The sequence below is a fragment of the Mycobacterium stomatepiae genome (genome assembly GCF_010731715.1).
Lineage (GTDB): Bacteria > Actinomycetota > Actinomycetes > Mycobacteriales > Mycobacteriaceae > Mycobacterium > Mycobacterium stomatepiae.
The window spans coordinates 1,631,043-1,654,271 of the sequence record NZ_AP022587.1 but is presented as its reverse complement, the minus strand read 5'-3'; the positions used below and the strand labels follow the sequence as shown (position 1 = coordinate 1,654,271).

21 protein-coding genes and 1 pseudogene are annotated in these 23,229 nt (G+C 67.4%); 17 read left to right on the top strand and 5 right to left on the bottom strand.

Annotated features, from left to right (window positions below; genetic code table 11):
• Window positions 1-44 precede the first annotated feature (44 nt).
• Window positions 45-710, bottom strand: coding sequence for a TetR/AcrR family transcriptional regulator (locus tag G6N54_RS07900; protein ID WP_179969182.1), 666 nt, complete (start codon window positions 708-710; stop codon window positions 45-47).
• A gap of 129 nt (window positions 711-839) precedes the next feature.
• Here G6N54_RS07900 and G6N54_RS07895 point away from each other — a divergent pair, with 129 nt between their 5' ends.
• Together G6N54_RS07895 and G6N54_RS07890 are read left to right on the top strand one after the other, a co-directional pair.
• Complete coding sequence (locus tag G6N54_RS07895; RefSeq protein WP_163794587.1) at window positions 840-1,865, top strand: Rieske 2Fe-2S domain-containing protein; 1,026 nt, start codon at window positions 840-842, stop codon at window positions 1,863-1,865.
• Window positions 1,866-1,870: 5 nt separating this feature from the next.
• The gene (locus tag G6N54_RS07890; RefSeq protein ID WP_163789501.1) at window positions 1,871-2,959 is read left to right on the top strand and encodes an NAD(P)H-dependent amine dehydrogenase family protein; all 1,089 of its coding nucleotides are present in this window, start codon (window positions 1,871-1,873) and stop codon (window positions 2,957-2,959) included.
• On the opposite strand, the gene G6N54_RS07885 is transcribed toward G6N54_RS07890, so the two are convergent.
• Window positions 2,956-4,320 carry an HNH endonuclease signature motif containing protein gene (locus G6N54_RS07885; protein ID WP_163789499.1) on the bottom strand — a complete coding sequence of 455 codons (1,365 nt, stop codon included), beginning with the start codon at window positions 4,318-4,320 and terminating at the stop codon, window positions 2,956-2,958. The two genes, G6N54_RS07890 and G6N54_RS07885, sit on opposite strands and share 4 nt — an antisense overlap.
• A gap of 110 nt (window positions 4,321-4,430) precedes the next feature.
• Here G6N54_RS07885 and dapB point away from each other — a divergent pair, with 110 nt between their 5' ends.
• Genes dapB through G6N54_RS07870 form a run of 3 tightly spaced genes read left to right on the top strand, consistent with a single transcriptional unit; the run spans window position 4,431 to window position 6,072 of the window.
• Window positions 4,431-5,168, top strand: a complete 738-nt coding sequence (gene dapB / locus G6N54_RS07880; RefSeq protein ID WP_163789497.1) for a 4-hydroxy-tetrahydrodipicolinate reductase — start codon at window positions 4,431-4,433, stop codon at window positions 5,166-5,168.
• Window positions 5,165-5,620: a tetratricopeptide repeat protein gene (locus G6N54_RS07875; protein WP_163789495.1), complete on the top strand. Its 456-nt coding sequence runs from the start codon at window positions 5,165-5,167 to the stop codon at window positions 5,618-5,620. Before dapB ends, G6N54_RS07875 begins: the two co-directional genes overlap by 4 nt.
• 50 nt (window positions 5,621-5,670) lie before the next feature.
• Window positions 5,671-6,072, top strand: a complete 402-nt coding sequence (locus G6N54_RS07870; RefSeq protein ID WP_170313085.1) for a flavodoxin family protein — start codon at window positions 5,671-5,673, stop codon at window positions 6,070-6,072.
• A 57-nt stretch (window positions 6,073-6,129) separates the two neighbouring features.
• Here the strand turns inward: G6N54_RS07870 and G6N54_RS07865 are convergent, their stop codons facing one another.
• Window positions 6,130-6,963, bottom strand: a complete 834-nt coding sequence (locus G6N54_RS07865) for an acyl-CoA thioesterase domain-containing protein (protein WP_179969181.1) — start codon at window positions 6,961-6,963, stop codon at window positions 6,130-6,132.
• Between the two features lie 38 nt (window positions 6,964-7,001).
• Between G6N54_RS07865 and G6N54_RS07860 the strand changes: the two are divergent.
• Window positions 7,002-8,534 (top strand): annotated as a pseudogene (locus tag G6N54_RS07860) (class I adenylate-forming enzyme family protein).
• Window positions 8,531-11,758 (top strand): acetyl-CoA carboxylase family protein, encoded by a 3,228-nt coding sequence (locus tag G6N54_RS07855; RefSeq protein WP_163789492.1) that lies wholly within the window; start codon window positions 8,531-8,533, stop codon window positions 11,756-11,758. Before G6N54_RS07860 ends, G6N54_RS07855 begins: the two are co-directional and overlap by 4 nt.
• Before the next feature lie 21 nt (window positions 11,759-11,779).
• Here G6N54_RS07855 and G6N54_RS07850 read toward each other — a convergent pair whose 3' ends face one another.
• On the bottom strand, window positions 11,780-12,037 hold the full coding sequence (locus G6N54_RS07850) for a PE-PGRS family protein (protein ID WP_163794585.1): 258 nt from the start codon (window positions 12,035-12,037) through the stop codon (window positions 11,780-11,782).
• 135 nt (window positions 12,038-12,172) lie between these two features.
• Here G6N54_RS07850 and G6N54_RS07845 point away from each other — a divergent pair, with 135 nt between their 5' ends.
• From G6N54_RS07845 to G6N54_RS07830, 4 genes are read left to right on the top strand one after another with little or no spacing between them, the layout of a single operon-like run.
• A complete protein-coding gene (locus tag G6N54_RS07845) occupies window positions 12,173-12,955 on the top strand; it encodes an SDR family oxidoreductase (RefSeq protein WP_163789489.1) in 783 nt (260 codons plus the stop codon).
• Entirely contained in the window at window positions 12,952-14,151 is a 1,200-nt protein-coding gene (locus G6N54_RS07840) for an acyl-CoA dehydrogenase family protein (RefSeq protein WP_163789488.1), read from the top strand. The genes G6N54_RS07845 and G6N54_RS07840 overlap by 4 nt, the downstream gene beginning before the upstream one ends.
• Window positions 14,148-15,230: an acyl-CoA dehydrogenase family protein gene (locus tag G6N54_RS07835; RefSeq protein ID WP_232073504.1), complete on the top strand. Its 1,083-nt coding sequence runs from the start codon at window positions 14,148-14,150 to the stop codon at window positions 15,228-15,230. Before G6N54_RS07840 ends, G6N54_RS07835 begins: the two co-directional genes overlap by 4 nt.
• 22 nt (window positions 15,231-15,252) lie before the next feature.
• Window positions 15,253-16,482, top strand: coding sequence for a glycosyltransferase (locus tag G6N54_RS07830; RefSeq protein ID WP_163789486.1), 1,230 nt, complete (start codon window positions 15,253-15,255; stop codon window positions 16,480-16,482).
• Here G6N54_RS07830 and G6N54_RS07825 read toward each other — a convergent pair.
• Entirely contained in the window at window positions 16,479-17,228 is a 750-nt protein-coding gene (locus tag G6N54_RS07825) for an alpha/beta fold hydrolase (protein WP_163789484.1), read from the bottom strand. The genes G6N54_RS07830 and G6N54_RS07825 overlap by 4 nt on opposite strands.
• Window positions 17,229-17,325: 97 nt before the next feature.
• Between G6N54_RS07825 and G6N54_RS07820 the strand changes: the two genes are divergently transcribed.
• The 6 genes from G6N54_RS07820 to G6N54_RS07795 all read left to right on the top strand — a co-directional run bounded on the left by G6N54_RS07820 (window position 17,326) and on the right by G6N54_RS07795 (window position 23,155).
• The gene (locus G6N54_RS07820) at window positions 17,326-18,126 is read left to right on the top strand and encodes a thymidylate synthase (RefSeq protein ID WP_163789482.1); all 801 of its coding nucleotides are present in this window, start codon (window positions 17,326-17,328) and stop codon (window positions 18,124-18,126) included.
• Window positions 18,123-18,620 (top strand): dihydrofolate reductase, encoded by a 498-nt coding sequence (locus G6N54_RS07815; protein WP_163789480.1) that lies wholly within the window; start codon window positions 18,123-18,125, stop codon window positions 18,618-18,620. Before G6N54_RS07820 ends, G6N54_RS07815 begins: the two co-directional genes overlap by 4 nt.
• A gap of 113 nt (window positions 18,621-18,733) precedes the next feature.
• Complete coding sequence (locus G6N54_RS07810; RefSeq protein WP_163794584.1) at window positions 18,734-19,432, top strand: cell division protein DivIVA; 699 nt, start codon at window positions 18,734-18,736, stop codon at window positions 19,430-19,432.
• Between the two features lie 41 nt (window positions 19,433-19,473).
• Complete coding sequence (locus G6N54_RS07805) at window positions 19,474-20,709, top strand: winged helix-turn-helix domain-containing protein (protein ID WP_163789478.1); 1,236 nt, start codon at window positions 19,474-19,476, stop codon at window positions 20,707-20,709.
• On the top strand, window positions 20,709-22,088 hold the full coding sequence (locus tag G6N54_RS07800; RefSeq protein ID WP_163789477.1) for a class I SAM-dependent DNA methyltransferase: 1,380 nt from the start codon (window positions 20,709-20,711) through the stop codon (window positions 22,086-22,088). Before G6N54_RS07805 ends, G6N54_RS07800 begins: the two co-directional genes overlap by 1 nt.
• The gene (locus G6N54_RS07795) at window positions 22,085-23,155 is read left to right on the top strand and encodes a restriction endonuclease subunit S (protein WP_163794583.1); all 1,071 of its coding nucleotides are present in this window, start codon (window positions 22,085-22,087) and stop codon (window positions 23,153-23,155) included. The genes G6N54_RS07800 and G6N54_RS07795 overlap by 4 nt, the downstream gene beginning before the upstream one ends.
• Window positions 23,156-23,229 lie beyond the last annotated feature (74 nt).

Here is a 23,229-nt window from a genome sequence, read left to right as displayed (position 1 = left end):
CTACGGATCTTGACGTCCTTCGATTGCACAGGGCCACCTTAGGGTCAGTCGGGCCGCGAATGCTCGAGATAGGCGACCAGGGCATTGGTCAGACCTCGCCGGGCCAGGTCCAGGTCGGCGTACGACCCAAGTTGACGCTCCGACACCAGCCCACGCATCGCACCGGGGATCAGCGCGGCCACCTCGCGGACCCGGTCGGGATCGACGTCGAGCCCGGCGAAGGCGTGCTGGCACGTTTCCAGCCAGCTCTTGCCCCAGGAGAACAACTCCGCGGCGGTGCGCGGGTAGAGGCGTTCCAGCTCATCGGGGTCGCGGGGGAGAGCCGCGCGCAGATTCTCGATCGCGCGCGAATCCGGCGACGCCAGACCGCGGTACAAGGTTTCGATGATGGCGCTGACGCGCTCACGCAGGGGCGCGTTCGGATCGATCGGCGTCGCCAGTGACGAAAACGTTGCCGCGCGTCGCTCGGCGGTGCGGTGCAGCACCGCCGCCCAGAAACCGTCGGTGTCGCCGAACTGATACTGGACCGCGCCCCAGGTGGCGCCGATGTCTTTGGCGATGCGATTGGCCGACACCGAACCCGGCTCGCCCGAGCCCAGCGACCGCAGCGCGGCCTCGAGCATGTTCTCGCGCGTCGCGCTGCCGCGGCGGTTCGGCCGCCGGCCAACGACTCCAGCCTCCGAAACGTGCCTGGTAGCCCGCTGCGCCATCGGCCGATCCTAATCGATTGCTTGCATGCGACGGCCGAGCAGGCTAATTTGTTCATAGAGGGTACTGTGATTATTGACCGGCGCCGCTATCATTCGTTGCGAGGAGGGCAGCTCTGATGGCTGAGTTCGATAGCTAAGCCGCCGTTGTCGATGAAACCGACCGGATGGTTCCAGGTCGCCTGGTCCGAGGAGATCAGCGTCGGGGACGTCCACAAGATGAAGTACTTCGATCAGGAGTTGGTGGCCTGGCGGGCCGAGTCCGGCCAGCTCACCGTCATGAACGCCTATTGCGAACACCTGGGCGCGCATCTCGGCTATGGCGGCAAGGTCGTCGGCGAGGTATTGCAGTGCCCGTTCCACGGCTGGCAGTGGAGCAATGAGGGGCGCAACGTGTGCATTCCGTATCAGGACCGCCCCAACCGGGGGCGTCGGGTGCGCACCTATCCCGTGGTGGAGCGCAACGAGTCGGTCTACATCTGGCACGACGAGCAGCGTCGTGAGCCGTTCTTCGAGGCCCCGGATGTGTTCGCCGCGTTCGGCGATGGCAGCAGTGCCGAACGCTACTACCCGCAGCAGCGGTTGTACCGCGCTGGCCTGGAGCTGCATCCGCAGTATGTGCTGGAAAACGGGGTGGACTTCGCGCACTTCAAGTACGTGCACAACACGCCCATCGTGCCGGTCTTCACCCGCCACGACTTCGGCGAACCGGTGTCTTTCGTGGATTTCACCATCACGTTCGAGGGTGACGACGGGCAGCGGATCGAGGACGTCAACAGCGGCGTCGAGGCGATCAACGGCGGACTGGGAATCGCGGTGACCAAGAGTTGGGGCATGGTCGACAACCGCACAATCTCGGCGATCACCCCGGTCGACGAGTTCACTTCAGATATCCGGTTCATGGTGTACATCGGCCGCACGCCGCACAAGGATCCGGTCCGCGCCGAGACGAAGGCCCAGGAGTTCGGCCGAGAAGTCATCCGGCAGTTCGAGCAGGACGTCGAAATCTGGCAACACCAGCGGTATTCGGATCCGCCCGCGCTGGCCACCGACGAGTACGAAGGGTTCACGGCAATTCGCAAGTGGGCCAAGCAGTTCTATCCCGACGGCATCGGTAGCAGTGCCGCCGAAGTGTACGCAGCATCCCAGAAAGGCTGAATGCAATGAACGCACCCGCTGGACCGATCCGCGTCTTCCAGGCCGGAAGTGGAAACGTCGGTTCGGAGATGATCAGGCGGATCGCGACCCAGCCGGATCTGGAACTCGTTGGGGTGCATGCCTATTCGCCGGAGAAGGTCGGCAAGGACACGGGCGAGTTCGCCGGCGTGGGGTCCAACGGGGTGAAGTTCACCGGGTCCGTCGAGGAGATCATCGGGAGCGGAGCCGACGTCGTCACCTTTCATGGCGTGTTTCCCGACGAGGACCTCTATGTACAAGTGCTTGAGGCGGGCATCGATATCGTCACCACCGCCGACTGGATCACCGGGTGGCACCGCGACACGAACCACCCGCACCCGTCCGGCAAACCGGTGACCCAGCTGCTGGCCGAGGCATGTGAAAAGGGCGGCGCAACGTTCTATGGCACCGGGATGAACCCGGGGCTCAACCAGATTCTCGGCGTGGTGTGCTCGGCCGATGTCGCCGACATCGAAAATGTCACCACGATCGAGTCCGTCGACGTTTCGTGTCACCACTCCAAGGACACCTGGATCGAGGTGGGTTACGGCCTGCCCGTGGATGACCCGTCGATCCCGGCCAAGCTGGAGAAGTACACCCGCGTGTTCGCCGACAGCGTGCTGTTGATGGCCGACTGCTTCGACGTCGAACTCGACGAGGTCAAGTTCAGCTACGAGTTGGGTGCCTGCACCAAGGACGTCGACCTGGGTTGGCACATCCTGCCCAAGGGTTCGCTGGGCGGCAACTACATCAAGTACCAGGGCATGGTCGACGGGGTGCCCCGGGTCGAGACGCATCTGGAATGGCAGATGACCCCGCACACCGATCCGCACTGGGATATCAAGGGCTGCTACATCACTGCGATCAAGGGCGATCCGTGCGTCTACAACAAGCACATGATCTTCCCCAAACCCGGCGTCGACCTGTCCAACCCGGACAACTTCGCCTCCATCGGCATGACCGTGACCGGCATGCCCGCCCTCGCCTCGATCAGGGCGGTAGTGGCGGCGCCCCCCGGACTGATCACCAGTGCGGACCTGCCGCTGCGCGGGTTCGCCGGGCGCTTCAAGCTCTAACCTGAGCCCGCTTCGTCATTACCGGCCAACCGTTCCGGGTGGTGGTAGTCGTTGGTGCGCGCGCCGAGGTCAAACTGCGGCGGTGGGATCCACTCGGTGTTGCCGTTGGCCAATTTCCTTGTCCGCCAACCTGCTCCGGCTAGTTTGTGGTGCGGCCGGCACGCGAACGTAAGATTGTCGACATCGGTCGTGCCGCCGGCGGCCCACTCGTCGACGTGGTGGACCTCGCACCAATAGCCTGGTGCGTCGCAGCCCGGATGCGTGCACCCGCGATCCTTCGCATAGAGGACCACGCGTTGATCGGATGTGGCGACCCGGCGAGATCGGCCGAGATACAGTGGCCGACTTTGATGTTCGTCGAACACGGCGAGGTAGTGATAGGCGTGGCTGGCCATCCGGATCAGGTCTCGCATGGGCAGCAGTGTTCCCCCGCCCGTCACCGCTCGGCCCGCGCCGGTCCTCAGCTCCTGCAGCGTCGTCGACACGATCACGCTGACCGGTAACCCGTTGTGCTGACCGAGCTTCGGGTCGCCCAACTGGCCGCGAACTAGCGCATTGAGCGCGTCGTGTTGACGCTGTCCGGGCGTTCGCGCGTCATGGCTCACCAAATCCTCGGCGGGTTCGTCAGTGGTGCACGGGTATTCGTCATCCGGGTTGCACACGCCGGGCGCGGCGAATCGCGCGAACCACGCGTCGAGATTGGCGCGCAATTCCGGTGAGGCGACAAGCTTTCCGATGCTCATCCCGTCGCTGCGCTGACCGCACCACGCGAAGCCGCGCTGGCGCGCGCGGTCCGAGTCGGAGAACTTCCCGTCGGGGTTGATGTGCAACGCAATTCGATGTGCGGCCCGTTCCAGCTGATCGGGACGCAGTTTGGTGGCTTGCTCGGCCAGGAAACGCTCGGCGTCCTCGACGGCATCGGCGGGTGTCGCGTCGGGAAGGTCGCGGACGAAGGCTTGAATCACGCGCAGATGCTGCGCGTCAAGCCTGCCCTCTCGCCAGACCGTGGCGGTGGCCGGCAGCTCCGGCGGCAGCTCCTGGCCGGTGAGAGTCACACGCGCAGAGAGCTGTTGGGCATCCCGAACCCGCCGGCGGGTCTCAGCGTAGCTGATCCGTAGCCGATCGGCGATGACCTTGTAGGCGGGGCCACCCACATCGGCGGGCTCCTCCTTCGCCAAGCTCGCAATGACGTCGTGGCTCGCCGCGATCCGCCGCCGGTGCGAGGCTTCCATCCGTTCGAGCACGCGCAGCCGCACGATGGGGCTCAACGTATCGAAGTTCAAGCCGCGGATCGCGGCATCGCCGGCGTCCTGCGCGTCCAGGGCGGCCGACACCTCTGCCGGAACTTCAATCGAATGCATGTTCGAATTCTATGGTCCAAAATCGCCCGCAGCCACGGCAAACGCGCCACCTGTGGACAAAGGCGCAACTGTGGACAAACCCCGAGAACCGCACGTCTAGGGTGAAGGCCATGCGGGTAGGAGTGCTGGGAGCCAAGGGCAAGGTGGGGTCGGCGATGGTGGCCGGGGTGCGGGCCGCCGAGGATCTGACGTTGTCTGCCGAGGTCGACGCCGGCGATCCGATGAGCCTGCTCACCGACGGCGACACCGAGGTCGTCATCGACTTCACCCACCCCGGCGTGGTGATGGGCAACCTGGAGTTCTTGATCGCCAACGGAATTCACGCCGTGGTCGGTACTACCGGCTTCACCTCGGAGCGATTGCAGCAGGTCGAGGCCTGGCTGGCCGACAGCCCGAAAACTTCGGTGCTGATCGCACCGAACTTCGCGATCGGCGCCGTGCTATCGATGCATTTCGCCAAGCAGGCCGCGCCCTTCTTCGACTCCGCCGAGATCGTCGAGCTGCATCACCCGCATAAGGCCGACGCCCCGTCGGGCACCGCGACCCGTACCGCCAAGCTGATCGCCGAGGCGCGAAAAGGCTTGCCCCCCAACCCCGATGCCACCAGCACCGGCCTGCCCGGCGCCCGGGGCGCCGACGTCGACGGAATCCCGGTGCACTCGGTGCGGCTGGCCGGGCTGGTCGCGCACCAGGAGGTGCTGTTCGGCACCGAGGGGGAGACGCTGACCATCCGCCACGACAGCCTGGACCGCACGTCGTTCGTGCCCGGCGTGCTGCTGGCGGTGCGCCGCATCAAAGAACACCCTGGACTGACGGTGGGGCTGGAGCCCCTGCTCAACCTGCAATGAGCAGGTCGCTGCGCACGCAATTGCTGATCGCGTTCCTGTGCGCGGCGATGTTGGTGTACTTCGTGCTGCTGGGGCGGTTGGCCGTCGCGATGATCGCCTCGGGCCGCGCGGCAGCCGTCGGCCTCGGGTTGGCGGTGTTGATCATGCCGGTGATCGGGCTGTGGGCGATGATCACGACGCTGCGGGCCGGGTTCGCACACCAGAAGTTGGCCCGCCTGATCGCTGAGGACGGAATGGAAATCGATGCCAGCACGCTGCCGCGGCGTCCGTCGGGTCGCATCCAGCGCGATGCGGCCGACGAGCTGTTCGCCAGCGTGCGCACCGAAGTGGAAGCCCACCCCGACGATTGGCGGCATTGGTATCGGCTGGCCCGGGCCTACGACTATGCGGGGGATCGCCGCCGCGCCCGCGAAGCCATGAAGACGGCGGTCCGGCTGGAGGGGCGCCCGTGAGCAAGACGCTGCTGATCGTGCACCACACGCCGTCGCCGCACTGCCAGGAGATGTTCGAGGCGGTGGTGGCCGGGGCGACGGACCCCGAGATCGAGGGGGTGGAGGTCATTCGACGGCCGGCGCTCACCGTGTCGCCGGTCGAAATGCTGGAGGCGGACGGCTATCTGCTCGGCACGCCGGCCAACCTTGGCTATATTTCGGGCGCACTCAAGCACGCATTCGACTGTGCCTATTACCAATTGCTCGATTCGACGCAGGGGCGACCGTTCGGCTTGTACCTGCACGGCAACGAGGGCGCCGAAGGCGCGCAGCGCGCGGTCGACGGGATCACCACAGGCCTGGGTTGGGTGAAGGCGGCGGAGTACGCGGTGGTGTCGGGTAAGCCGACCAAGGCCGACGTTGAGGCGTGCTGGGAACTCGGCGCGACGGTCGCGGCGACGTTGATGGGATAAATCGCGTCGGGCTGAGAATGCCGCACCAGAACGGCCTACGAGTTCGACGAGGATGGCCTAGGTGTAGGGCGGTTTGAACGCGTCGGCGGGTTGGGCCACGGCCAGTGCCGAGCTGGTGCCGATCGGGCCGTGGCAGTCGAACAGGGTGGCCGCGCCGGTGGCCACACCGGCCGTGCCGTAGTGGCTTTGGGAGGCCAGCCCGATGAATTCGCCGTCGGGCAATCGGCTTGCGGTCACGGTGTAGTCGGCGTTGATGTAGCGCAATCCGCCTGTGCCCCAATGCGTAAGCGAGCTGGTAATGTCGCCGGCAAAGGCCAGGCGGGTGAACGGTGTCAGCGGGTGGCCGTGCACCATCGGCCGAAACAGCCGCGCCCAGGCGAACTTCTGAGCGTGGGACTGCTCCCACTCGCCGGCGGCGATCCCGGGACTGCCCTCCGACGTGGCCCCGTATCCCCAGATGAGAAAAGGCGTGTCGGCCGGGAACTCGTCGTAGCAGGTCGGCAGCTTCGGCATCTGCACCGGAAGGGACCACACCTGGCCGTCGGGATGCTCGCCGCGGCGCAGGAATAACGCACTGGCCCGCGCGACCGTTGTGCCGCGCTGAACCAGGGCGGCGTCGACCAGCCTGATGCGGCGGCCTTCGCGTTGAATCGAGGTTTGAATCTGCACCGGTAGCATCAGCACGGGTCGCAACAGGTCGACGTTCAGGCGGGCGGGCTGGAAGTCGGGATCGATGCCTGATTGTTCCATACCCCAACCCAACAGGCCGCCGACGATCTGGCCGCCCATCGCCGCGCCCCATGGCCCCTGCGTCAGCGGGCCCGGAACGTAGGAGTCGCCGTCGACAGTGAAGAATGCCTCGGGCATGATGGCGGAATCCTCGATCGTCACCGCTATCACGATAGGACACCGGATAGTAACGACCGGCCATGCCTCCAGTGATCGACATTTCACGCGACCACAACCCGTTTCCGCTGACGGGTGTGTCGCGCGACCGTGACGGTATTCCGCGTTACGACGAGCTGCCGGCCACGCTGCTCGACATGCTGGCTGGGCAGGTCGACGGCAGCCCGCATGACGAGGCGGTCGTCTAGGTCGGCGGCGACCGATTGACCTACCGGCAGCTGTGGGACCGCGCCGCGCGGGTCGCGGGCGGACTGCGGGCGGCCGGGGTGCAACCCGGTGACCGCGTGGCGGTGCGCCACCCCGCGGGAATCAACTGGGTGCTCGCGTTTTGGGGCACGGTGATGGCCGGCGGCATTGCGGTGGCGGTCAATACCCGCTCGGCGCAGCCCGAGGTCGAGTTCGTGCTGTCCGACGCGGGCGTGCGGGTGGACCTGGCCGCGGATGCGCCGCTGCCCGACGGGCAACCGTATGTGACCGAGCGGCTCGAAAAGGCCGACACGGCCGCACTGTTCTACACCTCGGGCACGACCGGCCACCCCAAGGGCGTGCCGACCACCCACGAGGCATTCGTCACCAACACCGAAAACCATGCCCGTTGTTCGGGATTGCCCGGCGATATCGGTGCGGGCCTGCGCACACTCATCTCGGTGCCGCTGTTTCACGTAACGGGTTGCAACACACAGCTTTTAGCGGCGGCCCGGGTCGGGGGAGCGGCGGTGATCATGCCCGCGCTGAACCTGGACCAGCTGATCGCCACCTTGGCCGGCGAACGGATTTCGTCCATGGTGACGGTGCCGGCGATCTATTCGTTGCTGCTGCGGCACAAGGCTTTCGCCGACGCCGACGTTTCCGCGGTTAGTTGGGTGGGTTATGGCGGTGCGCCGATCGCTCCCTCGTTGGTGCGGTCGGTGAAGGAGGCGTTTGCACAAGCTACGGTGTTCAACGGCTACGGCATGACCGAGTCCGCCTCGCTGATGACCGTATTGCCCGACTCCGAGGCGTTCGACCACGCCGACACCGTGGGGTACGCGGTCCCCTCGGTGGACCTCGGCGTGATCCCCAGCCGAGACGACCCGGCCGTCGGTGAGTTGGTGGCGCGCGGCGCCAATCTGACTGCCGGATACTGGAATCGACCGGAAGCCACCGAGGCCACCATCGTGGACGGCTGGTTGCACACCGGCGACGTGGTGCGGGTCGACACCGCGGGCCGGGTGCACATCGTCGACCGGCTCAAGGACATCATCAATCGCGGCGGCGAGAACGTCTCCAGCGTCGAGGTCGAGGCGGTGCTGCTGGCCGCGCCGGATGTCGCGGACGCCTGCGTGTTGGCGGTGCCCGACGACGTGATGGGAGAAAAGGTCGGAGCCGTGCTGTTCTCCGGTGAAACGCAGATCGATGTGTCCGCCGTGCTCGACCACTGCCGCGGGCAGCTCGCCGACTACAAGATCCCGCAATACGTAACGGTGGCCTCCGAACCGCTGCCGCGCAACGCCGGTGGCAAACTACTCAAGGCCAGGCTTCGCGGCGAAGTGCGATGGGGTGAGCCGCTCCGATGACAGCGCCGTTGCTGATCGCCAATCGCGGCGAGATTGCGCTCCGGATCATCCGCACCGCAACCGAATTAGGCATGCAGACGGTCGCGGCCTACGCCGAGGATGACGCCGAAAGCCCGCACGTGCATGCGGCGGACGAAGCGATCGGTTTGCCGGGCAGCGGTCCGGACGCTTACCTGGACCAGTCCTCCATACTCGCTGCGGCGAAGAATTCCGGCGCGGGTCTGATCCACCCGGGTTACGGCTTTTTGTCCGAGAACGCCGATTTCGCTCGTGCCTGTGCGGCCGCCGGTTACACGTTCGTCGGACCGGACGCCGACGTGCTCGAGACGGTCGGCAACAAATCCGCGGCGCGCGCCGCCGCGGCCGCCGCCGGGTTGCCGGTGCTGCCGGCCACCGTAGGGCCGAGCAGTGTCGAGGAGGTCCGGGCATTCTTCGCTGCTCAGGACGGGGCGATCATGCTCAAGGCGCTGGCCGGCGGGGGTGGGCGCGGTATGCGCAGGGTGGACAATGCCGACCAGATCGACAACGCCTACCGGCAGTGTGCCGCGGAGGCGCAGTTGGGGTTCGGCAATCCCGCGGTATTCGCCGAGGCGCTACTCGACGACGCCAGGCATATCGAGGTGCAGGTCGTCGCCGCGCCGGCCGGCCCCCGCACGCATGCGCTGGGCCTCGGCGACCGTGACTGCAGCATCCAGCGGCGCTACCAGAAGATCGTGGAAGTAGCACCCGCGCAAGGGCTTTCGGATGCGCTGCGTCGTGATCTGCACCTGGCCGCGGTCCGGCTCTGCGGCAGAGTCGGCCTGCGGGGGCTGGCCACCGTCGAATTCCTGGTGTCCGGTGAGACGTACGTCTTCCTGGAAGTCAACCCCCGCATTCAGGTCGAGCACACGATCACCGAGGAGACCACCGGGGTAGACCTGGTCGCCGCCGCGCTCGCCATCGCCGGCGGCGCCTCCTACTATCAGTTGGGGTTGCCGTCCGGAATCGCCTCTGACGGTGACGAAGTCATCGGAGAGCCCGCCACCCGGCGCGGCATCGCGATCCAGGCCCGGGTCAACATGGAAACCCTCACCGCGGACGGGACCGTGCTACCGGCGGCGGGCACCTTGACGGTGTTCTCGCCGCCGAGCGGTCCGGGAGTGCGCGTCGACACGTACGGGCGGACGGGCTTGGCATTGAGCGCGCGCTACGACTCGCTGCTGGCCAAGGTCATCACCCATGTCCACGGATCGTCGTTTACGGCTGCGCTGCGCAAGTCGCGCACCGCGCTGGCCGAATTCGGGGTCGAGGGTGTCCAAACCAACATCAGATTCCTACAAGGGCTGTTGTCCGACAGCGATATTGAGTCCGGCACGGTGACGACGGGTTTCCTCGACGCGAAGCTGCCCGAACTGGCGGCCGCGGCGCTGACGCACGAGCACGACGCCCGGGTGGTGTCCGTCGAGCTGTATCCCGGCGAGGAAGCGCTGCGCGCCCAGCTGGCCGGAACCGTCGTCGAAGTCGCAGCCGAGGGCGCAGAGCTTTCGCCCGGCGACCAGCTGGTCGTGCTCGAAGCGATGAAAATGCAGCACGTGCTCGTTGCGCCGGATGCGCTGCGGACGGTCCGCAATCTCGTGACACCAGGCCAGGTCGTCGGCACCGGAGACCCGCTGGTGGTCTTCGCCCGCACCGGGGCCGGCGTCAGCAGCGAGTCTGCTTCCGCCGCAGTCGATCTCGACGCGCCCCGCGCCGACCTCGACGAAGTCCGCAGGCGCCATCTACTCACCCTAGACGAAGGTCGCGAAGCGGCAGTGGCCAAGCGGCACCAGCAGGGGCGTCGCACCGCCCGCGAGAACATCGCCGACCTGATCGATGACGGCAGCTTCATCGAGTACGGCGCGCTGGCCATCGCCGCCCAGCGCAGCCGGCGCCCCGACGAGGACCTGATCGCTAACACCCCCGCCGACGGCCTGGTCGCCGGGTTGGCGACGATCGGTGCCGATCGATTCGGCCGGGCGGCCGCCGAGGCGGTGGTGGTGTCCTACGACTACACCGTGCTCGCCGGGACGCAGGGCATGCGCAACCATGCCAAGACGGACCGGATTTTCGACATGGCCGCCCGAAAAGGCTTGCCGGTAGTGCTGTTTGCCGAAGGTGGTGGCGGGCGGCCCGGCGACACCGATGTCGGTGGCGCGGCCGGGCTGGACGTGCCGACGTTCCGGGTGCTCGCCGGGTTGCGCGGCCAGGTGCCGTTGGTGTCCATCGTCTCCGGGCGTTGCTTCGCCGGCAATGCCGCACTGGCCGGGGTGTGCGACGTGATTATCGCGACCCCGGACGCCAACATCGGAATGGGCGGGCCGGCGATGATCGAGGGCGGTGGGCTCGGGGTGTACCCGCCCGAGGCGATCGGTCCGATTGACGTGCAGCGGCACAACGGGGTGGTGAGCCTGGTCGCGCATGACGAGGCGCACGCGGTTTCGCTGGCCAAACAGTACCTGTCGTACTTTCGGGGCAGCATCCCCGACTGGCAGGCACCCGAACCGCGCCTGGCCCGACAGGTGGTGCCGGAGAACCGGTTACGCGCCTACGACGTGCGCCGGGCGATCGAGTCGATCGTGGACGTCGGCTCGATTCTCGAGCTGCGCCCCGACTATGGCGTCGGCATCGTCACAGCGCTCGTGCGGGTGGAAGGTGTGGCATACGGATTGCTGGCCAACAGCAGTCACCATCTGGGGGGCGCGATCGATGCCGAGGCCGCGGACAAGGCCGGCGACTTTCTCACGTTGTGTGAGTCGTTTCGGCTGCCGGTGGTGTCGTTGTGCGACACACCGGGATTCATGGTCGGGCCGGACGCGGAGAAGCAAGCCGCGGTGCGCCGGTTCGGCCGGATGTTCGTGCTCGGTGCGCGGCTGAGCGTACCGCTCGGAATGATCATCTTGCGCAAGGGTTACGGATTGGGCGCAATGGCCATGGCGGGCGGCTCTTTTCATGCTCCGCAGTTCACCGTCGCCTGGCCGGCGGGGGAGATCGGGGGCATGGGCCTAGAAGGCGCGGTACGCCTGGGCTTCAGCAAGGAGCTGGCCGCCGCGTCGGATGCCGGCGAACGTCAGCAGCTATTCGAGAAGCTGGTGGCGGCGGCCTACCAACAAGGTAAGGCGCTTCGGGCCGCCACGACGTTCGAGCTGGACGACGTAATCGACCCTTCAGACTCCCGCGCCTGGATCACCAGGCTGACGGGAGCCTGAAGGGTCGTGTCGGAAGGGGAATCAGGCGTGGCCGGATCCGCAGCCAACGCCCGGCAAACATCCAGTACCGCCGGGAACGCCGCCCGGGCCGCTGTTCTGGCCGCCGGAGCCGCAGTTGCCGTTGGCGTCGCAGCCGCCGCCACCCGGGCCGTCCTTGAAGACGATGTGGGTGGGCGCCGGGCCGGACATGGCCGGGCCGGTCGCAAAACTTTCTGCAGCGGCGATCGGTGTGGCGGCGATCGCAGCAGCAACTGCGCCGCCGACCACCAGTGGTTTCAGGAAGGTCAATTTCGCTAACATGCGACTCGCATACCACGCACGCGCGCGGACAAAACCTCTCTGCGCAAGATTGATTGCAATCGGCGTTCGTCAGCTGCGAGCTCCGGCCCCCCACAAAACAAAAGGTGTACCAAGATGATTACACTGGATCTGACCGGCCGTACTGCGATTATCACGGGGGCGTCGCGCGGAATCGGGTTAGCCATTTCGCAGCAGCTGGCGGCCGCGGGCGCCAATGTGGTGCTGACCGCCCGCAAACAGGAAGCGGCCGATGCGGCCGCGGCGCAAGTCGGGGAACGGGCCTTGGGCGTCGGCGCGCACGCGGTCGACGAGGACGCCGCGCGCAACTGCGTGGACCTGGCTTTGGAAAAGTTCGGCAGCGTCGACATTTTGATCAATAATGCCGGCACCAATCCGGCGTACGGCCCGCTGATCGACCAGGATCACGCGAGGTTCACCAAGATCTTCGACGTCAATCTGTGGGCTCCGCTGCTCTGGACATCGCTTGTTGTCAAGGCATGGATGGGCGAGCACGGTGGCTCGATCGTCAACACCGCCTCCATCGGTGGGCTGCACCAGTCGCCGGCAATGGGGCTGTACAACGCCACCAAGGCGGCGCTGATCCACGTCACCAAACAACTGGCCCTGGAACTGTCGCCGCGGGTGCGGGTCAATGCGATCGCCCCGGGAGTGGTTCGTACCCGATTGGCCGAGGCGCTGTGGAAGGACCACGAGGATCCGCTGGCGTCGCAGATTGCGCTCGGCCGCATCGGAGAGCCCGCCGATGTGGCGAACGCGGTGGCCTTCCTGGTTTCCGACGCGGCGAGCTGGATCACCGGTGAGACGTTGGTGATGGACGGCGGTCTCCTGCTGGGCGGCGCGCAAGGCTTCCAGATGAGGCCCGAAGTCAAATCATGAGCACCGACTTTCTCGACAAACGGATTCAGGCGCTCCTGGACGAACACGACCCGGCGACCACCGAGCCCCGCGAATTCCTTGGCGCGCAATTCGATGCCGGGCTGGCGTGGGTGCACCTTCCGCAGGGCTTCGGAGGGCTGGATCTACCGCGCAAGGCGCAGGAAACGGTGAACGCGCGGCTGTTCGCCGCGGGCGCACCGGTGGGCGGCACTCCCCAGAACTTCATCGGGATGGGCATGGCGGCCCCGACCATCGCGGCTTTCGGCACCGACGAGCAGAAGCGAAAGTTCTTGCGCCCGTTGTTCACCGGCGAACAAGTCTACTGCCAGTTGTTCAGCGAACCGGGCGCAGGCTCGGACCTGGCCGGTGTGGCCACCCGCGCGGTGCGCGACGCGCATAACCCTGAGGATTGGATTGTCAACGGGCAGAAGGTGTGGACGTCGATGGCGCAGCACGCGCAGATGGCCATCCTGGTTGCCCGCACCGATCCGACAGTGCCCAAGCACGCGGGTTTGACCTACTTTCTCTGCGACATGACGCAACCGGGCGTGGACGTCCGGCCGCTGCGTCAGATCACCGGCGAGGCGGAGTTCAACGAGGTGTTCCTCACCGACGTCCGGGTGCCCGACGCGAATCGCCTCGGGGCCGTGGGCGGTGGCTGGCGAGTCGCGACCACCACACTCAACAACGAACGCGTCGCGATCGGCGCCAGTTCCGGCGTCCCGCGAGAGGGCGGAATGGTCGGGAAGATCACCCAGGCGTGGCGGGACGAGCCGGGGCTGCGCAACTGTGCGATGCACGACGAGCTGATGCGCCTCTGGGTCGAGGCGGAGGTCCTTCGGCTGGCCGCCGACCGGCTCGGACAGCAGGCCCAGGCGGGCCAGCCCGGACCGGAGGGCGCCGGTATGAAGATCGCGTTCGCCAAACTGGCGCAAGCCCTTTCGGGCTTCGATATCGAGCTGCACGCGGAATCCGGCCTGCAGTACGACGACTGGACGATGCGCAGAACCGAAGTCGTCGACCTGATCGGTCGCAATCCCGGCTATCGATACCTGCGGGCGCGCGGCAACTCGATCGAGGGCGGCACGTCGGAAATCTTGCGCAACACGATTTCTGAGCGGATTCTCGGCCTGCCCGGCGAGCACCGCGTCGACAAGGACAGGCCTTGGTCGGACCTGGAAAAAGGGGCCCGATGAGCACCGGGGACCTGCTCTACTCCGACACCGAAGACGCGTTGCGTGACAGCGTCCGCCAGCTGTTCGCCGAGCAGTGCCCACCCGAGGTGGTGGCCCGGGCTTATGACCCGGCGCCGCAAGACTTTTCCGGGGTCTGGCGGCGGCTGGCGGGTGAGCTCGGAGTGGCGGGTCTGCTGGTGCCGGAATCGCTGGGCGGTGCCGGCGCGAGTGCCCGCGAGGCCGCGGTCGTGATGGAGGAGATCGGCCGTGCGGTGGCGCCGGTGCCGTTCCTGTCCAGTGCGGTGCTCGCCACCGTCGCGCTGCTTAGGGCGGGCGCGACCGAAACCCTTTCCGCGCTGGCCGAAGGCGAGCTGACCGCGGCGCTGGTGGTGCCGCTGTCCACCGCTCCCGGCGACCCGATCGCGGGGGTGAGCAGCGACGCCGACGGCCTGACCGGAGCGGTCAGCAGCGTCGCCGGTGCGGCCGAGGCCGACGTGTTGGTGGTGCCGGTCGCGGGTGCCGACGGACTGGAATTGCACACCATCTCCACCGATGCGGCCGGGGTCGAGGTGTCACCGCTGCTGGCCCTGGACATGACCAGATCGCTTGCCAATATTCAGTTTTCGGCGGCATCGTCCACCGTGATCGGCCCCGGTGCGGATGCGGCCGTGGCCGCCGCGCTAGAGACCGGTGCGGCGCTGCTGGCGTCCGAACAGCTGGGCCTGGCGCAGTGGTGTCTCGAGACCACGCTGGCGTATGCCAAGCAGCGCAAGCAGTTCGGCCGCGCGATCGGGTCCTATCAGGCGATCAAACATCGGCTGGCGGATCTGTGGTTCGAAGTCGGATCGGCGACGGCGGCGGCCCGCTACGCGGCGGACACCAGCGCCCGGGAAGATCCGGACGCGAGCATCGCCGCGGCCGTCGCGCAGGCCTACTGCAGCGGTATCGCGGTGCACGCCGCGGAGGAGTGCGTGCAGCTGCACGGCGGCATCGGCATGCCTGGGAGTATCCGGCCCATCTGTACCTCAAGCGGGCCAAGAGCGATCAGCTGGCGTTCGGCACCGCCTACCGCCATCGGACCCGGCTGGCCGGCCTGGTAGACCTGCCGGCCGGCTGAGCGCCATGCGGGTGTTGCTGTCGACCTACGACACGCGCGGCGGCGTCGAACCACTGCTTGGAGTCGCGGTGCAGCTGCAGGCGCTCGGGGCCCAGGCAGTGGTGTGCGCGCCGCCCGACGACGAATTCGCCGATCGGGCAGCAGGTTTCGGCATCCCACTGGTGGGATTCGGTCCCTCGGTGCGCGAGGTGACGATCGGGGCGGCGCAGTCGTCGGAGGAGGACCTGCGCGGGCACGTGCTCGGGCTACTCGCCGCACAGTTCGACACCGTCGCCGCCGCGGCGCAGGGATGTGACGCGATCGTGTCGACCGCCCTGGTGTGGACGGCGGCCGGCGCACGGTCGGTGGCCGACAAACTTGGCATCCATTACATCTACGCGAGCTACCACCCGACCCACCTGCCGTCGCCCTACCACCCGCCGCCCGAGTACGTCGGGCGGGCGATGGGGACCAGCGAGATCGACAACCGGATGATGTGGAACTACAACGCCCGCAACGCCAATGCGCTGTTCGGCCCGACGCTCAACAGCCACCGGGCGGCGATCGGCCTGGGCCCGGTGGACGACGTGCGTTCCTACGCCTACACCAACCACCCCTGGCTGGCGGCCGACCCGACGCTGGGCCCGTGGCAGCGGCTGACGGACCTGCACGTCGTACAAACCGGCGCGTGGGTGCTGCACGACGAACGCCCGCTCCCGGCCGAGCTGGAGGAGTTTCTGGACGCCGGCACGCCTCCGGTGTATGTCGGCTTCGGCAGCATGCCGCTGTGGGGTTCCAAGGAGGTCGTCCCGATGGCGATCGAGGCGATCCGCGCCCAGGGCCGGCGCGTGCTGCTGTCTCGCGGCTGGGCCGAGCTGGTCCCGACCGATGACCGCGACGACTGCCTGGGTGTCGGTGAGGTCAACCAACAGGCGCTGTTCGGTCGGGTGGCCGCCGTCGTGCACCACGGCGGCGCGGGCACGACGACGACGGCAGCCCAGGCCGGCGTGCCCCAGCTCGTCGTGCCGCAGGGCGCTGACCAGGTGTACTGGGCCTGCCGGGTGGCCGAGCTGGGCATCGGCACCGCATGCGACGGCCGGACCCCGCCCCCGGGCTCGCTAGCGGCCGCACTCGAGGTGACCCTGGCCGACGAGACCCGCGCCCGAGCTACGGCGGTGGCCGCGACGACCCGCGCCGACGGCGCGGCGGTGGCCGCAAGGCTGTTGCTCGATGCGGTGAGCGGCGGAAAGCCCTAGCGCGCCAGCGCCGAACCGAAGAGCTCCGTCATCGCCTCCCAATGGCGTTGTGCGGCGGCCGCGTCATAGGGCGCGTTGTCGGGGACCGCGAAGCCGTGGGCCGCGGCGTACCACTCGATGGTGTGCCGCACGCCGGCCGCCGTCAGCGCCTTGTCGAGCTGTTCGGCGTGGTCGGTGGTGAACGACGCGTCGTTCTCGGCGCCGCCGACGTAGACCGTGGCCGTCATCCGGTCGGCGAGCAGGTGCGGGCTGTCCGCGGTGTCGGACACCAGGCCGCCGCCGTGGAAGGACGCCGCGGCCGCGACCCGGTCGGGAACCCGGCCGGCCAGCAGCACCGAGATGCGCCCACCCATGCAATAGCCGCAGACGCCGAAACGTTCACCCGAGACTTCGGGGCGCGCCGCCAGGTAGTTGAAGAACGCGCGGGCGTCACCGGTGATCTTGTCTGGGGTCAGGCTGCCGATCATCGAAAACAGGCGCTTGCGCTCCTGTTCGTCGCCGAACACGCTGGCCATGTCGAACGGGGCCCACCCGGCGTTGCGGTAGTACACGTCCGGCAGCAGCACCGTGTAACCGAATCCGGCCAATTTGGCCGCCATTTGCTGGAAGGTGTCGCGCACGCCGCCCGCGTCGGGGTACATGATGACGGCGGGGTGGGGGGCTCCGGTGTCCGGGCCTTCGGGGGTGAACAGATGGACGGTGCAGGTGCCGTCGGCGGTGGCGATCGTGTCGGTGATGTTCGGCATGGCACCGTTCTACTCCTGAGATGTGGACGGAAAATAATTGGCGCCGACCCGCCGCGCCCGGCTTCGCCGCGCCTGCGATCGCCGCTAAGCTTTTCGCGTGCCGATCCCCACGCCCTACGAGGACCTGCTGCGCCTGGTCCTCGAGACGGGTTCGGCCAAATCGGACCGCACCGGCACCGGAACCCGCAGCCTGTTCGGCCGGCAGTTGCGCTACGACCTGTCCGCCGGCTTCCCGCTGCTGACCACCAAGAAGGTCCACCTCAAATCGGTGGTCTACGAGTTGCTGTGGTTCCTGCGTGGCGACTCCAACGTCGGCTGGTTACAGGAGCGCGGCGTCACGATCTGGGATGAATGGGCCAGCGACACGGGCGATCTCGGACCCATCTATGGCGTGCAGTGGCGATCCTGGCCGACTCCGTCGGGAGAGCACATCGATCAGATCAGCGCCGCGCTGGAATTGCTGCGTAGCGATCCGGACTCCCGGCGCAATATCGTCTCGGCGTGGAACGTCGGCGAAATCCCGCAGATGGCGCTGCCGCCGTGCCACGCGTTCTTCCAGTTCTACGTGGCCGACGGGCGGCTGAGCTGCCAGCTCTACCAGCGCAGCGCCGATCTGTTCCTGGGGGTGCCGTTCAACATCGCCAGCTACGCGCTGCTCACCCACATGATGGCGGCCCAGGCGGGCCTGGGCGTCGGCGAGTTCGTCTGGACCGGCGGCGACTGCCACATCTACGACAATCACGTCGAGCAGGTGCGGACCCAGCTCGATCGCGATCCGCGGCCGTACCCGGAACTTCTTTTGGCACACCGTGATTCGATCTTCGACTACACCTACGAAGACGTCGTCGTCAAGAATTACGATCCGCACCCGGCGATCAAAGCTCCCGTCGCTGTATGACCTGTCTCGGCTTGGTGTGGGCTCAGTCCACATCCGGTGTCATCGGACGCAATGGCGACATCCCCTGGCACGTGCCCGAAGACCTGGCCCGCTTCAAGCAGGTGACGGTGGGTCACACCGTCGTTATGGGCCGGCGCACCTGGGACTCGTTGCCGGCCAAGGTGCGGCCGCTGCCCGGGCGCCGAAACATCGTGCTGTCGCGCCGGGCCGACTTCGTCGCCGATGGAGCCGAAGTGGTCGGCTCCATCGACTCAGCCCTTAATGAGGCCCTGACCGACCCCGAGGCGTGGGTGATCGGCGGTGCCCAGATCTATGCGCTCGCGCTGCCGCGCGCCAGCCGCTGTGAGGTCACCGAGATCGAGGTCGACCTGGTGCGCGACGACGAGGACGCGCTGGCCCCGATCCTCGACGAGACATGGCTCGGCGAGACGGGGGAATGGCAGGTCAGCCGCTCTGGCCTGCGATATCGCTTCCACAGCTATCGTCGAGCCTGAGCGCTCGCCTCGGCGGCTTCTCTGCGCCGATGGCCCGGCCCTGACATACTCGACGGGGTCGGTGGGGTCGGCGCAACGCGGTTTACGGCATTTCCAGGGAGGGGAAATTGGCAGTGATCACCGAACCGGCAATGGCATTCACCCGCAAGTTCATGGGCTACGACTCGGCCGCGGTCGACGCGCACATCGAGATGTTGACCACCAAGCAGAATCTGCTGCTCAACGACGTCGAAAGCCTGCGGGCCCGGCTGAAGGACTCCGCTGAGGAGACGGCATCGCTGCGCAAGGAGGTCGCGCTGCTCACCGACACCTCACCCGCGCCGCATGCGATGCAACAACGGACGGCAAAGATGCTGGCCCGCACGGTCGACGAGATTTCCGAGATGCAGGCCGAGGCGCGGACCGAGGCGGAGGCGCTGATCAGCGCGGCCGAAGCGGAGATCGAGGCCGAACAACGCAAGCACCGTGAGGTGTTGGCGGATATGGCCGCGCAGCACAAGGCCATGGAGGCCGGGTATCGCGAAACCAAGGAAGCTCTCGAGGCCGAACTGGCCAGCATGCGCGACGATGCCCAGCGGGTGCGTGAGCAGCTGCTCGCCGACGCCAAGGAGCGCATCGACCGGGATCGGGAGGAGGCCCGGCGAGTGGTGGACGCCGCCGCCGAGCGTCGGATCAGGATCCTGGAGCAACTCCTGAGCGTCTACCGCGATCTGGAGAATGTTCCGGCCGCGCTCGAGTCGGCGTACCGGGAACAACAGAATCTGCCGGCACCGAGTGAGGTGCCGGCACAGGATAAGGTCAGCGCGGGGTGAGCCTGCGCTGAAGGCGGCGCCTTGACCGGTATTCTCGGCGCGTGTCGATCAGGAGGCTGACCGCCGCACAGGCCCGGCGGATAGCCGTTGCGGCCCAAGGGTTTACCGAGCCGCGACCCGGCGGCGAGATCACTCGCGCGCACCTGCGCCGGTTGATCTCGAGAATTCAAGTGTTGCAACTGGATTCAGTCTCCGTGGCGGTGCGTGCCCATTACGCGCCGGTGTTCAGCCGGCTCGGGCCCTACGACCGCGACGTGCTGGACCGCGCCGCCTGGGGCCCGCGCTCGTCGCGGCTGCTGGCCGAGTACTGGGCGCACGAGGCCGCGCTGATGGCCGTCGACGACTGGCCGCTGTTGCGGTGGCGGATGCGCCAGTACCGGCACGGTCGATGGGGCACTCACATCGTCAAGGCCAATCCCAAGCTTGCCGACAAGATCATCGACGCGGTTGGCGAACTCGGACCCAGCACCGCCGGACAGATCGAGGCTTACCTCGAGGCCAAAACGGCCGGACCCCGGGGCAGCTGGTGGGGCAGTCGCAGCGACACCAAGTGGGTGGCCGAGGCGCTGTTCGCGGCCGGGGTGCTGACCACGGCCACCCGGGTCGGGTTCGCCCGCCACTACGACCTGGTGGAACGGGTGCTACCGGCCGCCGTGCTGGCCCGCGAGATCGACGACGCCGACGCCATCCGCGAGCTCTGCTTGCGCGCGGCCACCGCGCTGGGCGTGGGCACCGAGGCCGACATCCGCGACTACTTCCGGCTCTCCGCCCAACAGGTCAAGCCGGCCATCGCCGGGCTGATCGCCGCCGGCGAGATCGAGCGGGTCCAGGTCGACGGCTGGTCCGCGCCCGCGTATCTGCACGCGCGCCGGACGGTGCCCCGGGTGGATCGCGGCACCGCACTGCTATGTCCGTTCGACCCGTTGATCTTCTTCCGGCCCCGGGTGGAGCGGCTGTTCAATTTCCACTACCGCATCGAGATCTACACTCCGGCGGCCAAGCGCCAGTACGGCTATTACGTGTGGCCGCTGCTGGTGGACGGCGAGCTGATGGCGCGGGTCGACCTCAAGGCCGATCGCGCCGCCGGCACGCTGCGGGTGGTCGGCGCGTTCGCCGAGGCCGGCGGCGCCGACCGGGCGTCGCGCTCCCGGGTGGCCGCCGCGCTGGCCGGCGAGCTGGCTTCGATGGCGTCCTGGCTTGGGCTGGGCGGGGTCACCGTCTCGGGCCGCGGCGATCTGGCCGGCCAGTTGCGCACCGCCGCCAAGCGGGTCGGCTGATGGCGACCGACAAGGAACTCAAGGCCACGCTGTGGAAGGCGGCCAAGAAACTGCGCGGTTCTCTGTCGGCGAGTCAGTACAAGGACGTCATCCTCGGGTTGGTGTTCCTCAAGTACGTCTCCGGGTCGCGCTGGAACATATTGGCGGACAACGCAAAAGCGGACAACGTGGGCCGGTTGGCCGACGATGCGATGGGCGCCGTGATGGCGGCGAACCCGGCCCTGGCCGGAATGCTGCCGCTGATCTACGAAGATCTCGACCGGCGCCGGCTCGGCGAGTTGATCGAGCTGTTGGCACACGCGCAATTCGGCAGCGGCCCCAGGGACCTGATGGGGGAGGTGTGCGAGTACTTCCTCGGTAATTTCGCTCGCGCGGAAGGGAAACGGGGTGGGGAGTTCTTCACGCCGCCCAGCATCGCGCGGCTGATCGTGGAGGTTCTGGAACCGGACGGCGGGCGAGTCTATGACCCGTGCTGCGGCTCGGGCGGGATGTTCGTGCAGACCGAGAATTTCATCGCCGCTCGCGACGGTGACCCGACGCAAGTCCGCATCTACGGTCAGGAGGGCGTCGAACAGACCTGGCGAATGGCGAAGCTGAACCTCGCCATCCACGGCATCGACAATGCGGGCCTAGCCCGGGGCGACACGTTCGTCGACGACCTGCACGCCGGCGTTGCGATGGACTACGTGATGGCCAATCCGCCGTTCAACATCAAGGATTGGGCCCGCGACGAATACGACCCGCGGTGGCGTTTCGGTGTTCCCGCCGCCGGCAACGCCAACTACGCCTGGATTCAGCACATCCTGGCCAAGCTGGCGCCGGGCGGCAAGGCCGGCGTGGTGATGGCCAACGGCTCGATGTCGTCGAACACGCTCGGCGAGGGCGACATTCGCGCGCGGATCGTCGACGCGGATCTGGTGTCGTGCATGATCGCGCTGCCCGAGCAGCTATTTCGCAGCACCGGAATCCCGGTGTGCCTATGGTTCTTCGCGACTGACAAGGGGAACAGGTCCGGGCAGGTGCTGTTCGTCGACGCCCGCGGCCTCGGCCATCTCGTCGATCGCGCCGAACGCGTCCTGAGCGACGAGGATATCGCCCGGATCGGTGACACCTATCACGCCTGGTACGGCTCGAAATCCGCCAAAGGCTCGATTTACCAGGATATTCCGGGATTCTGCAAATCCGTGTCGCTGGACGACATCGCCGCTGCGGGTTACCTGCTCACACCGGGGCGCTATGTCGGTGCTCCGGCAGCCGGCCAGGACGCGGAGCCGGCCGCCGAGAAGATCGCGCGGCTGACCCAGGATCTTTTGGCGGCGCTGGACGAATCCGCGCGCTGGGAGACGGCGTTGCGACAGCAGGTGCGTCGATTGTGCTGAGGGCGACGCTCGGCGAGTATCTCGACCTCCGCACCGGCACCGGCCTGCCGGCCCGGGTGCCCGAGGGGCCGTTTCCCGTCTACGGCGCCAACGGCGCGATCGGTTTTGCGGCGCAGTCAAACGCGAGCGGCTCCTTGATCGTGCTCGGTCGGGTCGGATCCTATTGCGGCAGCTTGCGTTACTGCGATTCCGACGTGTGGGTCACCGACAACGCGCTGGTGTGCCGGGCCAAGGAGCCCGCCGAGACCCGCTATTGGTACTACGCGTTGCAAACTTGCCGGCTGGGCGATCACCGGGCCGGATCGGGGCAGCCCCTGCTCAATCAGGCAATTCTGCGCGACGTTTCGGTGCCGGCCGTCCCGGGATACCAGCGGCGGCGGATTGCCGCGCTGCTCGGCGCTTTCGACGACAAGGTCGCCGCGAATGAACGCGTGATCGAGGCCGCCGAGCAGCTGATGCTCGCACTCGTCGAACCGCTCACCGACCACGTGGCGCTGTCGACCCTGGCGCAACGGTCCACGGCAGTTCGCGATCCGCGCCAATTCGACGACTTCGTCGCACATTTCAGTCTTCCGGCGTTCGACGACGGCGCCACACCCCAACGCGTCGAGCGGGCGGCGGTGAAAAGCGGCAAATTCGTGCTGTCGCAACCGTGCGTGCTGGTCGCCAAGCTGAATCCCCGGATCCCGCGCATCTGGAATGTGGTGCAACTGCCCTCCGAAATGGCAGTGGCGAGTACGGAATTCGTGGTGCTCAAACCCAACGGTGTCGACACCTCGGCGCTGTGGGCCGCGATGCGGCAACCCGACGTCTCGCAGCGACTGCGCCAACAGGTCGCCGGAACCTCGACCAGCCGGCAACGGATTGCACCGCAAGACCTGATGGATGTCGCGGTGCGCGACGTCCGTAGCCTGACCGCCCATGCGGCGCAGACGATCACCGGTTTGGGCGCGCTGTGTCACGCGCGGCGCAGCGAATCCTTGCGGCTGTCGGGTTTCCGCGATGCCTTGCTGCCGTTGCTGATGTCGGGCCAGGTCCGGATCGAGCAGGACCCCCGCCCCAGTTAGATTGCCCGGCTCGCCCCCCGCAAGAGGGTGGGGGTCCCCCACCTCCCGCCACTCCGCGGCGCGCATCGTCGCCG

Bases quoted from the DNA above. Each gene is read 5' to 3' on its own strand.
- dapB (WP_163789497.1), top strand. From the start codon at position 4,431: ATGCGGGTAGGAGTGCTGGGAGCCAAGGGCAAGGTGGGGTCGGCGATG.
- G6N54_RS07800 (WP_163789477.1), top strand. From the start codon at position 20,709: ATGGCGACCGACAAGGAACTCAAGGCCACGCTGTGGAAGGCGGCCAAG.
- G6N54_RS07815 (WP_163789480.1), top strand. From the start codon at position 18,123: ATGACCTGTCTCGGCTTGGTGTGGGCTCAGTCCACATCCGGTGTCATC.
- G6N54_RS07825 (WP_163789484.1), bottom strand. From the start codon at position 17,228: ATGCCGAACATCACCGACACGATCGCCACCGCCGACGGCACCTGCACC.
- G6N54_RS07835 (WP_232073504.1), top strand. From the start codon at position 14,148: ATGAGCACCGGGGACCTGCTCTACTCCGACACCGAAGACGCGTTGCGT.
- G6N54_RS07885 (WP_163789499.1), bottom strand. From the start codon at position 4,320: ATGCATTCGATTGAAGTTCCGGCAGAGGTGTCGGCCGCCCTGGACGCG.
- G6N54_RS07840 (WP_163789488.1), top strand. From the start codon at position 12,952: ATGAGCACCGACTTTCTCGACAAACGGATTCAGGCGCTCCTGGACGAA.
- G6N54_RS07845 (WP_163789489.1), top strand. From the start codon at position 12,173: ATGATTACACTGGATCTGACCGGCCGTACTGCGATTATCACGGGGGCG.
- G6N54_RS07870 (WP_170313085.1), top strand. From the start codon at position 5,671: ATGTTCGAGGCGGTGGTGGCCGGGGCGACGGACCCCGAGATCGAGGGG.
- G6N54_RS07875 (WP_163789495.1), top strand. From the start codon at position 5,165: ATGAGCAGGTCGCTGCGCACGCAATTGCTGATCGCGTTCCTGTGCGCG.
- G6N54_RS07830 (WP_163789486.1), top strand. From the start codon at position 15,253: ATGCGGGTGTTGCTGTCGACCTACGACACGCGCGGCGGCGTCGAACCA.
- G6N54_RS07855 (WP_163789492.1), top strand. From the start codon at position 8,531: ATGACAGCGCCGTTGCTGATCGCCAATCGCGGCGAGATTGCGCTCCGG.
- G6N54_RS07900 (WP_179969182.1), bottom strand. From the start codon at position 710: ATGGCGCAGCGGGCTACCAGGCACGTTTCGGAGGCTGGAGTCGTTGGC.
- G6N54_RS07890 (WP_163789501.1), top strand. From the start codon at position 1,871: ATGAACGCACCCGCTGGACCGATCCGCGTCTTCCAGGCCGGAAGTGGA.